Source organism: Massilia horti (genome assembly GCF_004614195.1).
GTDB lineage: Bacteria > Pseudomonadota > Gammaproteobacteria > Burkholderiales > Burkholderiaceae_D > Telluria > Telluria horti.
Genome location: NZ_SPUM01000106.1, coordinates 1 through 15,653 on the forward strand (window position 1 = coordinate 1; position 15,653 = coordinate 15,653).

Genomic DNA, 15,653 nt, shown 5'->3' on the forward strand with positions numbered 1-15,653 from the left:
TGGTGCCGACGTTCACGTGCGGCTTGGTCCGTTCGAATTTTTCCTTTGCCATTTTGGATCTTCCTTTAAAAAGAACGATTTACTTCGTTTTGTTGTAGTCGGCGGCAGGATCGCGCCTGCACCGCCTTATCCAGTCGGGGACAGAGCGCTTCGCTGCGCTCTGCCCCCGCGTTGTCAGCTGAATTACTTGGCCTTCGCGGTGACGATGGCGTCCATCACGTGCTTCGGAGCTTCAGCGTAGTGCTTGAACTCCATCGTGTAGGTCGCACGGCCCTGGGTTGCCGAACGCAGCGAGGTCGCGTAACCGAACATTTCCGACAGCGGAACTTCGGCCTTGATGATCTTGCCGCCGCCGCCCGGGATTTCGTCCATGCCCTGCACCATACCGCGGCGGGACGACAGGTCGCCCATCACGGTACCGGCGTAGTCTTCCGGCGTTTCCACTTCCACGGCCATCATCGGCTCGAGGATGACCGGGTTGGCTTTACGGCAGCCATCCTTGAACGCCATCGATGCAGCCATGCGGAACGCGTTTTCGTTCGAGTCCACGTCGTGGTACGAACCGAAGAACAGCGTGACCTTCACGTCCACCACCGGGTAGCCAGCCAGCACGCCGGTCGGCAGCGTTTCGCGCACGCCCTTCTCGACCGCCGGGATGTATTCGCGCGGAACGGTACCGCCCTTGATCGCGTCGACGAACTCGAAGCCCTTGCCCGGCTCTTGCGGTTCGATCTTCAGCACCACGTGACCGTACTGGCCGCGGCCGCCCGACTGCTTGACGAACTTGCCTTCGATCTCTTCGCAGGTCTTGCGGATCGTTTCGCGGTAAGCCACCTGCGGCTTGCCGACGGTCGCTTCCACGTTGAATTCGCGCTTCATGCGGTCAACGATGATCTCCAGGTGCAGCTCGCCCATACCACCGATGATGGTCTGGCCCGATTCTTCGTCGGTGCGCACGCGGAACGACGGGTCTTCCTGAGCCAGACGGTTCAGTGCCAGGCCCATCTTTTCCTGGTCAGCCTTGGTCTTCGGCTCGACAGCCTGCTGGATCACCGGCTCCGGGAACACCATCTTTTCCAGGATGATCGGCGCTGCCGGGTCGCACAGGGTTTCGCCGGTGGTCGCTTCCTTCAGGCCCACAGCCGCGGCGATGTCGCCCGCGCGCACTTCCTTGATCTCTTCACGCTGGTTGGCGTGCATCTGCAGAATACGGCCCAGGCGTTCCTTCTTGCCCTTGATCGGGTTGTACACGGTATCGCCCGAGTTGATCACGCCCGAATACACGCGGAAGAAGATCAGCTGGCCGACGAACGGGTCGGTCATGATCTTGAATGCCAGCGACGCGAACTTCTCGTCGTCCGATGCCTTGCGGGAGACCGGCTGGTCGTCCTCGTCGTGGCCTTCGACCGGCGGAATGTCGACCGGCGACGGCAGGTACTCGATGACCGCGTCCAGCATGGCCTGCACGCCCTTGTTCTTGAATGCGGTGCCGCACATCATCGGAACGATTTCCGAAGCGATGGTGCGATCGCGCAGCGCCTTCTTGATCTCGGCTTCGGACAGGTCACCTTCTTCCAGGTACTTGTTCATCAGCTCTTCGGACGACTCGGCAGCCGCCTCGACCAGCTTCTCGCGCCATTCGTTGCAGGTGTCCACCAGCTCGGCCGGGATCTCGCCGTATTCGAACTTCATGCCCTGGGACGCGTCGTCCCAGAAGATCGCCTTCATCTTGACCAGGTCGACCACGCCCTTGAAGCTGTCTTCGGCGCCGATCGGCACCTGGATCGGCACCGGGTTGGCCTTCAGGCGGTTGCGCATCTGCTCGTACACCTTGAAGAAGTTCGCGCCGGTACGGTCCATCTTGTTGACGAACGCCAGACGCGGCACCTGGTACTTGTTAGCCTGGCGCCACACGGTTTCCGACTGCGGCTGCACGCCGCCCACTGCGCAGTAGACCATGCAAGCACCGTCCAGCACGCGCATGGAACGCTCCACCTCGATGGTGAAGTCCACGTGGCCCGGGGTGTCGATGATGTTCAGGCGGTGCGGCTGGAAGTTGCTGGCCATACCTTTCCAGAAGCAGGTGGTCGCTGCCGAGGTAATGGTGATGCCGCGCTCTTGTTCCTGCTCCATCCAGTCCATGGTGGCGGCGCCGTCGTGCACCTCGCCCAGCTTGTGGTTCACACCGGTGTAGAACAGGATACGCTCGGTCGTCGTGGTCTTGCCGGCGTCAATGTGAGCGGAGATACCGATATTACGGTACCGCTCGATGGGGGTAGTGCGTGCCATAAATTTTCCTAAACCTTTGAATTGACAAAACCGAGCAGCATCTTGATTGACAAAATGCGCCCGGCCTGAACAACGGATACTGCATGGCCGCGCCCCCGCGAGGGTTTGGCCATTTGCTTAGAAGCGGAAGTGCGAGAACGCCTTGTTCGCTTCTGCCATGCGGTGCACTTCGTCACGGCGCTTCATCGCGCCGCCGCGGCCTTCCGCTGCTTCCATCAGCTCGCCACCGAGGCGCTGGGGCATGGATTTCTCGCTACGCTTGTTTGCGGCTTCGCGCAACCAACGCATAGACAGAGCCATGCGGCGAACCGGACGCACTTCCACTGGCACCTGATAGTTGGCGCCGCCGACACGGCGGGACTTCACCTCGACCATCGGCTTGCAGTTGTTGATCGCGGTCGCGAACACTTCCAGGGGGTCCTTGCCGGACTTCTGCTGGATGTAATCGAACGCACCATAGATGATGTTCTCAGCGACCGACTTCTTGCCGGACAGCATCAGAACGTTGACGAACTTGGCGACATCGGTGTTGCCGAATTTTGGATCCGGCAGAATCTCGCGCTTGGGGACTTCACGACGACGTGGCATTTCAATTCCTTCCTGTCTTCAGTTGAGTGCCTACCGCACTCGCGAAAGGTCATCAAAACCTTTCACTTACTCGGCCTTCCGGCCGCCTCAACTCAATTAATTAAGCCTAAAACCGGGCAGATTACTTCTTAGCGCCGGCCTTGGCACGCTTGGCACCGTACTTCGAACGGGCCTGCTTACGGTCTTTCACACCCTGGGTATCGAGCGCACCACGGACCATGTGGTAACGCACACCCGGCAGGTCTTTCACACGGCCGCCGCGGATCAGCACGACCGAGTGTTCCTGCAGGTTGTGGCCTTCACCGCCGATGTACGAAATGACTTCGAAACCGTTGGTCAGGCGGACTTTGGCGACCTTACGCAGTGCCGAGTTCGGCTTCTTCGGGGTCGTCGTGTAGACACGGGTGCAAACACCACGCTTTTGCGGGCAGTTTTCCAGTGCCGGCGACTTGCTCTTCACAACCGCGGCAACGCGCGGCTTGCGAATCAATTGACTAATGGTTGGCATCGTTCCTAATCCAACAAAATTACTACGTTGATGACCCGGGGCCACGAAGCCCCGGGGACTGAAACCTAGTCCCGTCCTTGTGCTGACAGCGCAGGCGACAAAAGCCACTCACCGAAGGAGCGGCTGCGGATGCGTATACGATGTGCAGAATAAATTCGAGAACTCGCGAGTATAGACCCCAAGCACAAGCCGGTCAACCGATTCATTCGGTCCGGAACAGGTTGCCTGTCAGACGCGGCAGGTTAACGGCGGATAGTGTGGCGTTGCCGACACAAGCCGGGGCGTGGCCGCCCGGCCGGGACTTTTCCGGCGGCAATAGCGGGATAATAGCGGACTTTTCCCGTCCTGCCCGCCGATGCGATTCCTGCTGCGCCCCGCCAACCTGTATCTGGCCGCGACCTACCTCGCGCTGTCGTGCGTGCCCTTCGCCGCGCGGCTGTTTGGGCATCCGGTCGCGGACCCCGGACAGGTGCTGGGCATCGAAGTGATCGGCTGGATCACGCTCTGGGCCGTGTTCAAGCGCCCGGCCTGGTTCCACCTGCTGCTGCTGCCGGCCTTCCTCGCGCTGCCGGCCGAGCTGTACCTGTACGCCTACTACGGCCAGGGCATCTCGGCGCACCACCTGGGCATCATGACCGAAACCAGCCCGGCCGAAGCGATGGAATTTCTCGGGAAAAAGGCATGGATGCTGCTGGCCGTGCTCATCGGCGTGCTCATCTGGTTCGGCACCAGCCTGCGGGTTGCCTGGAAAAGCCGCGACTTCGACTGGGCCGATGTGTCGCGCCCGGTGGTGCTGGGCGTGCTCGCGCTCGGCGCGGCGGTGCTGGGCTACGGCTACTGGTTCGGGGTGGCGCCGCCGCCCGTCGCAGCAATCGCCCCCAAGGCGTCAAGCGCGGCGATACACCTGGTCAAGGCAGGTCCTGTGGCAAGCCCCCCGCCCCCCGGCGTCAATGCCCCCGCCCCGAAGCCGCCGCTGCCACCGCACCGGCTGCCGGCGCTTCCCAACTGGGCCCGGCTGCCGTTCGCTTTCGACGTCTTCGCCCATTCGTGGCCGTTCGGACTGGCCGCGCGCGGCATCGACTTCTATAAAGAGCGGACTTATCTGGCGGACCTGAACCGGCGCAGCGTCAATTTCCGGTTCGGCGCGCACATGGCCGAACCCAATGCCGAACCGCAGATCGCCGTCATGGTGATCGGGGAATCGTCGCGCTACGACCGCTGGAGCATCAACGGCTACCAGCGCCAGACCAATCCCCTGCTGTCCGGGGAACCGAACCTGGTCATACTGCCGGACGTGATCACCTCGGTCGCGGCGACCCGCCTGTCGGTCCCGGTCATCATTTCGCGCAAGCCGGCCATGAAAAGCCTCAAGGACGGGTTCTCGGAAAAATCGTTCCTGACCGCGTTCAAGGAAGCGGGCTTCAAGACGTTCTGGCTGTCGAACCAGATCTCGTTCGGCAAATTCGACACGCCCGTGTCCGTGTTCGCCAAGGAAGCGGACGAGGTCGATTTCATGAACCTGGGCGGCTTTACCGACACTTCGAATTTCGACGAAGTGCTGCTCGCCCCGCTGGGGCGCGTGCTCACCGACCCGGCGCCGAAAAAGCTGATCGTGCTGCACACCCTGGGCAGCCACTGGAACTACAGCCACCGCTATCCCAAAGAGTTCGACCACTGGCTGCCCTCGTTATATGGCGTCGACAAGCCGGTCTATACCGACCTTAAAATGAAGCCGCAGCTGAATAACAGCTACGACAGCACGATCCTGTACACGGACTGGTTCCTGGCGCAGGTGATCGGCCAGCTGAAAGGCACCGAACAGCAATCCACGCTGCTGTACGTCGCCGACCATGGCCAGACGCTATACGACAACAGCTGCCGCCTGGCCTTCCACGGGCACAACACGCAATATGAATTCCACGTGCCGGCTTTCGTCTGGTATTCGGACCAGTACCAGCAGCGCTTTCCGGAGAAGGTGAACCAGCTGCTACGCCGCCGCAAGGCGCGCCTCGCCACCGAAAACATGTTCCATACCCTGCTCGACATGGCCGACATCCGCTACCCGCAAGACCGGCTCGAGTGGAGTTTCGTAAACAGCCAGTTCAAGCAGCACAAGCGCTACGTCGACAGCTACGGCTGGACCGACTACGACGACGCGGTCATGAAGGGCGACTGCCGCGAAGTGATCGCCAAGGGCCGACCCCTACCGCGCTGACTGCCCCCAGGGCGAAAAAAACCGGGCGCGAGGCCTGATGCCGTTCAGTTAAGGCCACGCTTCAGGACACGAACCGCATAGCCATCGGTCTGGCTTTCACGGCCCGGTCGTACGAACGCGGCATATTTTCATGCCCAGCTCGCGGGAACGCGCCCGGGATCCCGCACCGTTGCCCTACGTGCCGCGCTGCGCCACGCCGGCATTCCGTCCGTTTTCTGCGACATACTAAAGCCGAGAAATCGTTTTCCCTCCGTTTCATAGACTCCGTTAAGTGCTGGCGTGCAAGTGGCTTGAAAGCGCGATCGTCCAAGGATGTGGACCACATCTCCCCTGCGCCCCATGGGGCTACGGCGGAAGGCATCGCGCTGCCGGCGGCCGCTGCAGCGGTTGTGCCTTTCTCCAAAACCTTGGCTGTTGACGTTGTTCATTGAAAGAAATACACTGATCCGAAGGTTAATCGTTTTCCAACCTGACCGTCCTCACGCTTCGCCGGCATTGCGGCTGCCGCAGCAACGGGGTCCTGATTTCCCCAGGGTGCTGCGACGCGCGGCCGTGCCTTGTTGCGCACGCGCCAGACGATCAACTCACCGGTGCACGGCGTCGTGCACCGGCCGCTGCTGCGCGCCGATCCAGGCCGCTGGCGCCATCACGAAGGGACGTATTTTGAAACGCACTTACGCCGTACTGCTGTCGCTTTTTTTCTCTCTCGCTTACTCCGCGGCCTGGGCCGGCGCGCGCGCGATCACGGATTTCAACCCGGGCTGGAAGTTCATCAAAGCCGATCCGGCCGGCGCCGAGGCGCCGCAATTCGACGATGCGAAATGGACCACGGTCTCGGCGCCGCATACGTTCAACGACATCGACACCTTCGATAACTGGTCGCTGCCCGGCCATCGGGGCGAGCAGCAGCAGTGGAGCGGACGCACGTGGTACCGCAAGACCTTCACCGCGCCCTCGGCGTGGAACGGTAAAAAAGTCTTTATCGAATTCGAGGCGGTGCGTCAGGTTGCGCAGGTGTATCTGAACGGCGTAAAGCTTGGCGTTGCCAAGGGCGGATTCACACCGTTCGGTTTCGACCTGACGCCGCACTTGAAAATAGGCAGACGGAATATTCTCGCGGTGATGGCCGATAACCGCTTCGCCAAGGACCCGCTCGACCCGCATGCCGCGCCGCAGGCGGCGACCACCGCCGCCAGCCATCCGGTGCTCGGCGAACTGACGAAGCAGCAGATGGCGAGCATCCCCGATACGCTCGAGGAGCTGCAGGCCGACCAGATCCCGTGGAATAACCCGCACTGGCATCCGGCGCATGGCGGCATCTATCGCAACGTGCGCCTGATCGTCACCGATCCACTGCATATCACCCTGCCCTTGTTCAGCTTCCTGCAGACCGAGGGCCCGTACGTCTACGCCGACGCGATCAAGGAAGAATCGGCGCAGATTCATTTCGAGGTGCCGCTCGCCAATGGCCGCGCGCATGCCGAAGCGGTGACGGTAGCGGCCGAAGTATTCGACGCTGCCGGCGCCTCGGTGCTGCGTGTGACCGGCGAGGCCGGCCGCATTGCACCGGGCGCTTCAAAGACCGTGTCGTTGTCCGGCCAGCTCGCCCATCCGCGGCTGTGGGAACCGGCCTATCCGCATCTGTACCGCGTTGCGCTCACGCTCACGGTCAATGGCAAAGTGATAGATGGCGCCGACGTGCCGCTCGGGATACGCGTGATTCGCTGGGACCGCAACACCGGCCTGTGGGTCAACGGTATCCATACCAGGCTGCATGGCTGGGGCCAGAAGCCGACCAACGAGTGGCCGGGACTGGGCGCCGCGCTGCCCGACTGGATGCACGACTACACGATGCAGATGATGAAGGACGCCGGCGGCAATTTCATCCGCTGGGGCCATGTACCGGGCGGCCCGGCGCAGATCGCCGCCGGCGACCGGTTAGGCCTCATCGCGGACCAGCCGGGCGGCGACGGCGAGTCCGACACGCGCGGCGGCGCCTGGGAGCTGCGGCTGGCGAACTTCCGCGACGTGCTGATCTACTATCGCAATTCGCCGTCGATTTTCATCTGGGAAGGCGGCAACCAGAAGGTCAGCCGCGAACATGCGGCCGCGCTGCGCGCATTGATGGATCAATATGATCCGCACGGCGGCCGCGCCTACGCGCACCGCCGCGCGGACGCCGTCACGGCTGAGTTCATGGATGTCGGCATCGGCACCGAAGGCGGGCGCGAGATCGCGCGCCTGCCCGTGGTCGAAGGCGAATACAACCGCGAGGAATCGCCGCGCCGGGTGTGGGACGACCAGTCGCCGCCGAACTTCGGCTATCCCGAAGCGAAGGGTCAGGCGTATCAATTGACATCCGAACAGTTTGCGGTGAACCAGGTCCAGCACTATGTCGGAAAACTGGGCGCGCCAGATCATGCGGGCGGCGCGAACTGGCTATTTTCCGATTCCACCAGTGGCGGCCGGGTCGCCGTCGAAGTCGCACGTGCCGGTGGCGAAGTGGACGGCGTGCGCCTGCCCAAGGAAGCATATTATGTCTGCCAGGTGATGTACGACGCCGCCCCGCGCGTACATGTGATCGGCCACTGGAGCTACCCGGCGGGCACGAAAAAGACCGTGTATGTTGTCGCCAATACGGGCGGCGAGGTCGAGCTGTTCGTAAACGGCCGCTCGCTCGGACGCGCGCAACCGGAAAACGGCTTTCTCTACCGTTTTGTCGACGTCGCGTTCGAACCGGGCCACATTTCGGCGGTCGCGTATGACAAGACAGGCAAGCAGAGCGCCCGCGCCGACAAGCAAACGGCCGGTCCTGCCGCGGCCCTTAAGCTGACGCCGATTACCGGTCCCGGCGGCTGGCGCGCCGACGGCGCCGACATCGTGCTGTTTGACGTCGAGGCAGTCGATGCGCAAGGCCGGCGCGTCCCGACATTCCAGCAGCGCGTCGATTTCGCGCTCACCGGGGAAGGCGTCTGGCGTGGCGGTTACAACAGCGGCAAGATCGACTCGATCAACCATTTGTATCTCGACCTCGAATCAGGCATCAACCGCGTCGCCGTGCGCAGTACCGGCAAACCAGGGCAGATCACCTTGCGCGTCAGCGGCCAGGGCTTGCAACCGGGGACCGCTACCGCGCGCTCGCATGCCGCCAGCGGCATGCGGCCGGCCGTTGCACCGGCGCTGCCGGTCACCTCCGTGCCCCATCCTGGGCTCGATTTCGTTCCTTCAGCGGGGGACACGGCGCCGATACAGGCCGGGTTTGCAGGCCGTTTTATCAAGACGTTTTCTTATGCCGGTCCGCGCGGCTATATCGTCCACGTGGAAACCGACGCCCGCGCCGGCCGCAATGCCTACGTCGATGGCGATTCGGCACTGCCGGATTTGCCACCGCAAATGGCGGGCGCCGACTGGGTGCAGGCGGCGAACGCGGATGCGCAGGCCCGTCTGACAGACCTGGTGACTCTGACCGTGGGCGCCGACAGCACGGTATTCGTGGCGCACGATAATCGGGTGCCGCCACCCGCGTGGCTGCGCCACGATTTCAAACCGACGACCATGCAGCTGACCGTGCGCGGGCAAGTCATGGCTGTCTATGCGCGCAATGCCGGCATCGAATCGGTGATCCGGCTCGGCGCCAATGCCGAAGATGTGACGAACAAGGATGCGAACATGTATCTGGTGTTCGTGCAGAAACGGTAAGGCAAGCCGCGCAAGGATTGCTGACGCCCCGTCGGAGCGACGTACATCGCATTTTCTACCTTTGCCAGGACAACTTGCGTTCGCGCCGCTGCCGAACGCAAGCTCCTGGCGCCTACAGTGCAATCAGCCTGCCGCATCAGGCAGGCTGATTGCGGCCGAGGATCCGGCCGTTCCCTTCACCCGCGCTTCTTGACCTCAGTGTCATTCAATCCATGATCACTGAGGTCGCGCAAGCTTAGTATTTCACATCAAGCTTGATGCTGAAGTAACGCCAGGTATCGCGGTTCGGCTGATAACTGTCGGCTGAAACAGTCGCAGTCGGGGTCGTGCCCGTGAGGCTGGAGAAGGAAGGTTGCGTCCCCTGGTTCGAGGTGTAGTAGTGCTTGTCGAGCAAATTATTCACGCGGAAGCTGAGTTTATAACGATTCTTGTTATCGGCGATGCCAAAGCCAAGATCGACAATGCTGAAGGCCGGCCGCACGTTGGCCGGATTGTTATCGACACCCTTATAGATCTTGCTCTGATAATTGACGCCCGCGTTAATAAATCCTTTAAACGGGAGAGCGCCAAGCCGTACATCGTAGGAACCGCTCACATTACCTTTGACCCTGGGTGCGTTCGGCATGCTGTATCCAGCCGCGTTTGAATACTGGGCGCCTGCAGCGTTTGCAAAGCAACCGGAATTTTTCCCGCTAACCGAGCCGTTGACGCTGGGGTTGCCTGAGACGGAATAGCAGGGAGCCATCGCCCACTCCGCGATCTTCGCGTCGGTATAGGCCAGGGCGAGGTATAAGGTAAGGTCGGGCGTCGGTTTGGCGGCTGACTGCAAGCTCACCCCGCGCGTATTGACTCGTGGAATACTGTCAAGACGGGTGTAGCTGAACGTGTCATTAGGCAACTTGTAACTTGTAGTTTGCTGGAGATTGAAAAAGTCGGTGTTCCAGGCGACCATGTTCAAGTTCAGGCGATTCTGAAGCAAGTTTGCCTTGACGCCGATCTCCATTGATTGCGCTTGCTCTGACGGAGCGTCCAATGGCAGCACACTGGTTGGTGAAGACGGGATCATTGTACTGGTGAGACCAAAGCCCGTACCTTTGTGGCCCGTGGAAACCGTTACATAACTCATCCAGTCCTGATTGAATTGCTTCTGCAAACTCAGCTTGCCAGTGTAAGAGCGTTCTTTCAACTCATCCACCTGGAAGTGATTGATCTGCGGATTGGCTGGTGTCGGTGCTTGCGGCTGGAAGGCTTCAGGGCCCTTGGCAAAGGCGTCGGTAAAATAACCACGGTCAAACCAGTAACCCAGGGATTCCTGATTTGCGCGTAAGCCTGCGGTCACAGTATAAGTAGGCGCAAAACCCCAGGACACGTTCGCATACAGCGCTCTATTGACGTTGTAGGCGTATTCGTTATAGACGACCGGGCTGGTGCTATTGACATTAACGACCTTTAAGCCATTCCCGCCAATACTCGTATTCTGGCAAGGGGCAGGCGCTTCACAATAGCCCTTGTAGAAAAAACGATAGCTTTCATTCTTGGCATACCATGCACCCGCTACGTAGCGGACCGGGCCATTATCTGGCGACACCAATCGGAACTCCTGCGTCTTCGCGCGGATATCATAGGTGCCCTCCTGGGTATTACCCAAAGTGAAAACCGGGCTGGTGTAAGGTGCTGTCGCTGTCGCGACACCAATTGTCGGCAAATCGGTCGAATCGCGGTCCAGATAATCGTGGCCAAGATATTTATCGAACGAGCTGATCGACATCAGGGTAGCGCCGCTGGGCAATTCGTAAGACGCCTTGAATCCAGCGCCGCGGTCAGACGATTCCAGGCCGGTTGGAAAGTCCCTGCGCAAATCCCGATTCCACTTTGATGGGGTAATGCCGGCGAGTACTTTACTGGCCAGTAACTGCGCATTGCCAGACGCATAAAGCGGAAGCAATGTTCCACCCGGGCCCAGTGTATTGCTTCCTGCCAGTCCACCAGACTGGACCACTCCACCCGAGGTGATCTCGAACTTATTGATCGCCCCCGCAGAACCTTTGGTGTTGGTGGTGTAATTGTAATGGGGTGAAAAATCCAGGCCCAGATTGCTCGTTGGTTTCCAGCTGACTCTAGCCAGGAAAGTCTTGCCACTCGAACCATTGACCCACTGATCATAGGTCAGGTTATGCAAGTTACCGCGAAACCGTGTATTGCTTGCAGAGACACGTATCCCAAGGGTGTCCGACACTTTTCCGCTAAAGGATCCGCCGACACGCCACTCGCCGTCATCGGTCATCATGACCGACCCCCTGCCTGTCAACGGGCCGGCGATCGGCTTGGTGATGACATTGACTGCGCCAGCAATGGCGGATTTTCCGACCAGGGTGCTTTGCGGCCCTTCCAGCACCTCGACCCGGGCGACATCTGCCAGATCTTTAAACGCCTGGAATTGCTGGGCGACAGGGATATCATCAACGATGAAAGCAACGTCGCCCTCCAGTCCGATCGAGATGGTGGTGGTACCGACACCGCGCATATTGATCGAGTTATTCGCGACAGTTGAACCCTCGGTGATCGTAAGAGACGGGGCCAGCGTGACCAAGTCTTCGATCTCGCGGACGTTAGCCTGTTGCAACTGTGTCTCGGACACTACTGAGATAGCCATAGGCACATTGTCCAGCTTCTCGACACGCTTGTTGGCAGTGACAACGACCCGCTCCAGCTGCGCGGATGGCGCTGCGGTATCCTGCGAAAACGCCGGCGCGGCGAAGCCAAGCGTGGCAATCGCTATGGCTGATGCAATAGGCGTCAGCTTGAACTTATCTGCTCTAATCACCGTGGTGCTTTTCATTGCTCTGTCCCTTATGTTTATAAGTATGGAAAATCGACTTCATTCACTGCTAGCACTTACCTTTGCCGAATATGGTTCCCTGTCGTTTCCATGGAATTGACGGCGGTGGCCATATCGGGTCTTGCTGACTACTTCTAATAAATTCCGGGCGCACGCGCGGCGCCCTTGCTTATTCGAGCGGTGCGCGCGGGCAGACCACCGGTGCCGTTGACAAATACTTCCGCCACTTTGCTGGCGGCATCGAACTCAAGCAGGACGCGTCGGTCGGCCAGCGTGGCCGGCAACTGGAAATGAGTGCGATACCAACCGTTGCCACGGTGATCGTTGCGGCCGCCATCGTGGCCAACGAAGTTGTCCCAGGTGTGCGGCAAGGAGACAGCGTCCCAGTTGGCATCGTCAAATGCCGGTCCGGCCCAGCTACTACTTCCCTGGGCCACGGTGAAGCGCCGGTTGTCCGTCAGCGCAATCTCGCTGAGCGGCGCGCCCGCGGCCCCTGCCCACCTTGTGCTTGCGGGCAGCAATAATCCGATTGCCGCTTGCGCGAATCCGCGCAGCGTCTTACCCGAGGTGGGGCTGATTGGGGGGGTCATAGGCCGCGGAAGGAAATCGTTTATCTTCGCGCACCGGCGGCGGTCAGCAGCAGGCGGCGAAAAGCCTTTGGGTGGGGAGCGTCGTGGTCGCCTCTAAAATGTAGTAAGTGACAGGGGCAGCGTCTTAAGGGATGATTACAAATCAAGTCAAACGTTTAACTTTAGTATATATTAATTCTTAACAACGTCAACGAATTGTCTGGCCGCCAATGTTTCTTTTTGCACAAGCACAACAAATCATGCGATCATCAAGCGCTCTGATCGCTCCTTCGCATCTGTCAATCCCTTTACCCGCCGTATGAAAAAGAAGCCGCCCACCATTCGCGATGTCGCCGCCGCGGCCGGCGTCTCCACCGCCACGGTCTCGAAGTACATCAATGGCGCACAGCGATTTTCGCCGGCGGTGGAGGCCACCATCAGGGGCGTGATCGAAGAACTTGGCTACTGTTCCAACCCCCTGGCGCAGTCGATGATTACCGGCCGCACCAAGACGATCGGCTTGTCGGTGCTCGATGTCAGCAATCCGCATTTCAGCAGTATCATCAAGGGCGCCAACCGGGTTGCGCTCGAGAACGGCTACACGCTACTGCTGGTCGACACCGACGAAACCGCGAGCCGCGAGCGCCCCTTGCTTGAAGCGCTCAGCCGGCGGGTCGACGGCATGCTGGTGTATTCGCGGATGGCGGAGCGGGAGCTGGAGTGGCTGGTCAAGCTCGGCAAGCCGCTGGTGTTCTTCGGCGCCCAATCGCAGATCAACCTGCTCTCGGTGGGCGGTGACGACCGCCAGGGCGCCTATATGCTGGCGCAGTACTTGGTGATGATGGGCCACAAGCGTGTGGCATACATGGGCTTTTCCAAGTCGCGCCGCGACGAGGAACGCAGGGACGGTATCCGGGCCTGTCTGGCGGCGCACCAATTGCCCCTGCTGAGCTACGACAGCAGTGCGCCGACCGCACTCGAAGGCGAGCGCATGAGCTCATCGATCATGCTCGGCGAGCAAGTCCCGGACGCCATCGTCTGCTACAACGACATGATGGCGCTCGGCTTCATCAAAGAGGTCCAGAGCCTCGGCTTCCGGGTGCCGGAAGACATTTCGGTCGCCGGCTTCGATAATATTCAGTATGGGCGCTACACCTCACCGCCGCTGACGACGGTCGACTTGCGCAGCGAACAGATGGGGGTAATCGGCATGAACAAGTTGCTCGCCGCCATAGCCGGCGATACCAGTACCGATCACACCATGCTCGAGCCGCAGCTGATCCTGCGCTCGTCGGTCATGCGACGCCAGCCGCCCATCGATTAAGCGCGCCGGCGCGGGGTCAACGGGACGGCGGACCTGCACATTCGCGGCAGCGACGAAGTATTACCCGTCAGCCGCAGTTATCTTCACCACTTCCGGCAAATGTAATTCGAGGGGCGCGCAGTCCGTGCGCCAACACGGTGGCAGCCTCGCCCGGCTGACGGATCCCGGCGCACAGCCATCGAGCAACCCTCCGCGCCTTGTCCTCGACCTGCTGGTCGAATCCACCCGTAGCCAGCAGTGAGATGCCATTCGTATCGCTCAGCACTCCAGGGCCCAGTTCAAGTACATTGCCGTTGCGCCGAATGCAATACGCCTGAAGGCGATGGGCGAGGAGTGGCGCCAGGATCAGGTTGTGCGACGAAACCAGCACCATAGCTCGTTCCGCAAGCTCGTCCAGCACCGCCGCGCCGGCCGCAACCGATTCGATGTGATTCGTGCCGCGAAATACTTCATCGATCAGGTACACGCCTGCTCCCGCGGAACGCGCGCTATCGAGCAGTTCCTTCGCACGGCGCAGCTCCGCCTGGTACAGGCTCTCGCCATCGAACAGCGAATCTTCGCCCTGCATGCTGGTGTACACCGGCAGCGCCGGAAGCGCGGCCTGCGCCGCATAGGCAGCTGCGACGAAGCTACGAAACACGAGCATGCGACCTTTCTGCGCCAGCCGGCGGCCAATAAAATGTTGGATAGAAATTATGATCTGTCCGGCAAAAAACAAGAGGGGCGGATGGCTGCCATAGGTGCGCGTCGCGTTCCGCGAGATACGGTCCCGATTGAGCCAGACCAAAGACCCATCAGCGCACCGCGCGACGATGGCACCATCTTCACTGGCGTATCCCGATACGGGCCGCGAACAAGGTGACATCATGAAACGCCTATTCAACGCGCTCCTGCTGTGCCTGGCCGCGTCCGGCGTCCTGGCCCAGGCGCCCAGCGCGGTGTCGATCGACGCGCCGCAAACCAAGCCAAAGGGCAAGATGAAACTGGCCGTCCATTCGGCCAGCTTTACCACGGAATCGATCCTCAATCCGCGCTACACCGGTTATGGCGACAATCTGTCGCCCGCGCTGTCATGGAGCCCGGTGCCGGGCGCCCGGTCGTACGCAATCATCGTCGAGGACCCGGACGCGCGGGCCGCCTCGCCGCGCGTGCACTGGCTGATGTGGAACATCCCCGCCCAGGTCACCAGCTTGCCGGAAGGCGTCCCGCGCCAGGCGCGCCTGCGCAACCCGCCCGGCGCCCTGCAAGGCAAAAATTCGCGTGGATCGATCGGCTACGCGGGGCCGCAGCCGCCCGTCGGCTCCCCGCCACACCATTACCACTTCCAGGTGTTCGCCCTGAACGCCCTGCTCATCCTGCCCGGTGGATCCGATCGCGAGCAGCTGCTGGACGCGATGAAAGGGCACGTGCTGGCCAAGGGATACCTCATCGGGCAATTCGCGCAGCGGTGAGATAAAGGCCACGGGCTTCGGCAGGGCGTAGGGTGCGCACCCCGTGCGCACGCGGTACGTCTGCCTACCGGCGCCAACGGCATTCAACCGTACCGCGTGCGCACAGGTGCGCACCCTGTAAAGGCAAAGTTGAAATGTCCGCTTTCAGCAAAGTAGAAATGTCCGCTTTTT

General features: G+C 60.9%; 10 protein-coding genes. 4 read left to right on the forward strand and 6 right to left on the reverse strand.

The features are described 5' to 3' along the window. Positions 1-183: 183 nt before the first annotated feature. From fusA to rpsL, 3 genes are all read right to left on the reverse strand, one after another. The gene (fusA, locus tag E4O92_RS15410) at positions 184-2,289 is read right to left on the reverse strand and encodes an elongation factor G (RefSeq protein ID WP_135190624.1); all 2,106 of its coding nucleotides are present in this window, start codon (positions 2,287-2,289) and stop codon (positions 184-186) included. A gap of 117 nt (positions 2,290-2,406) precedes the next feature. Beyond that, entirely contained in the window at positions 2,407-2,877 is a 471-nt protein-coding gene (gene rpsG, locus E4O92_RS15415) for a 30S ribosomal protein S7 (protein ID WP_135190625.1), read from the reverse strand. A 121-nt stretch (positions 2,878-2,998) separates the two neighbouring features. After that, positions 2,999-3,385 (reverse strand): 30S ribosomal protein S12, encoded by a 387-nt coding sequence (rpsL, locus tag E4O92_RS15420; RefSeq protein WP_135190626.1) that lies wholly within the window; start codon positions 3,383-3,385, stop codon positions 2,999-3,001. Between the two features lie 355 nt (positions 3,386-3,740). On the opposite strand from rpsL, the gene E4O92_RS15425 reads away from it, so the two are divergent. Continuing rightward, positions 3,741-5,600 (forward strand): phosphoethanolamine transferase, encoded by a 1,860-nt coding sequence (locus E4O92_RS15425; RefSeq protein ID WP_135190627.1) that lies wholly within the window; start codon positions 3,741-3,743, stop codon positions 5,598-5,600. A 663-nt stretch (positions 5,601-6,263) separates the two neighbouring features. After that, on the forward strand, positions 6,264-9,299 hold the full coding sequence (locus tag E4O92_RS15430) for a glycoside hydrolase family 2 protein (RefSeq protein ID WP_167759806.1): 3,036 nt from the start codon (positions 6,264-6,266) through the stop codon (positions 9,297-9,299). A 235-nt stretch (positions 9,300-9,534) separates the two neighbouring features. Here the strand turns inward: E4O92_RS15430 and E4O92_RS15435 are convergent, their stop codons facing one another. Together E4O92_RS15435 and E4O92_RS15440 are read right to left on the reverse strand one after the other, a co-directional pair. After that, complete coding sequence (locus E4O92_RS15435) at positions 9,535-12,138, reverse strand: TonB-dependent receptor (protein WP_135190629.1); 2,604 nt, start codon at positions 12,136-12,138, stop codon at positions 9,535-9,537. A 134-nt stretch (positions 12,139-12,272) separates the two neighbouring features. Next, positions 12,273-12,728 (reverse strand): beta galactosidase jelly roll domain-containing protein, encoded by a 456-nt coding sequence (locus tag E4O92_RS15440; RefSeq protein ID WP_135190630.1) that lies wholly within the window; start codon positions 12,726-12,728, stop codon positions 12,273-12,275. A gap of 298 nt (positions 12,729-13,026) precedes the next feature. Between E4O92_RS15440 and E4O92_RS15445 the strand changes: the two genes are divergently transcribed. Beyond that, entirely contained in the window at positions 13,027-14,031 is a 1,005-nt protein-coding gene (locus E4O92_RS15445; RefSeq protein ID WP_135190631.1) for a LacI family DNA-binding transcriptional regulator, read from the forward strand. A 67-nt stretch (positions 14,032-14,098) separates the two neighbouring features. Here the strand turns inward: E4O92_RS15445 and E4O92_RS15455 are convergent, their stop codons facing one another. Further along, positions 14,099-14,914: a MutS-related protein gene (locus E4O92_RS15455; protein ID WP_229483400.1), complete on the reverse strand. Its 816-nt coding sequence runs from the start codon at positions 14,912-14,914 to the stop codon at positions 14,099-14,101. On the opposite strand from E4O92_RS15455, the gene E4O92_RS15460 reads away from it, so the two are divergent. Next, a complete protein-coding gene (locus tag E4O92_RS15460) occupies positions 14,898-15,482 on the forward strand; it encodes a YbhB/YbcL family Raf kinase inhibitor-like protein (protein WP_206076888.1) in 585 nt (194 codons plus the stop codon). The genes E4O92_RS15455 and E4O92_RS15460 overlap by 17 nt on opposite strands. The last annotated feature ends 171 nt before the right edge of the window (positions 15,483-15,653 follow it).

Bases quoted from the DNA above. Each gene is read 5' to 3' on its own strand.
- fusA (WP_135190624.1), bottom strand. From the start codon at position 2,289: ATGGCACGCACTACCCCCATCGAGCGGTACCGTAATATCGGTATCTCC.
- rpsG (WP_135190625.1), bottom strand. From the start codon at position 2,877: ATGCCACGTCGTCGTGAAGTCCCCAAGCGCGAGATTCTGCCGGATCCA.
- rpsL (WP_135190626.1), bottom strand. From the start codon at position 3,385: ATGCCAACCATTAGTCAATTGATTCGCAAGCCGCGCGTTGCCGCGGTT.
- E4O92_RS15425 (WP_135190627.1), top strand. From the start codon at position 3,741: ATGCGATTCCTGCTGCGCCCCGCCAACCTGTATCTGGCCGCGACCTAC.
- E4O92_RS15435 (WP_135190629.1), bottom strand. From the start codon at position 12,138: ATGAAAAGCACCACGGTGATTAGAGCAGATAAGTTCAAGCTGACGCCT.
- E4O92_RS15440 (WP_135190630.1), bottom strand. From the start codon at position 12,728: ATGACCCCCCCAATCAGCCCCACCTCGGGTAAGACGCTGCGCGGATTC.
- E4O92_RS15445 (WP_135190631.1), top strand. From the start codon at position 13,027: ATGAAAAAGAAGCCGCCCACCATTCGCGATGTCGCCGCCGCGGCCGGC.
- E4O92_RS15460 (WP_206076888.1), top strand. From the start codon at position 14,898: ATGAAACGCCTATTCAACGCGCTCCTGCTGTGCCTGGCCGCGTCCGGC.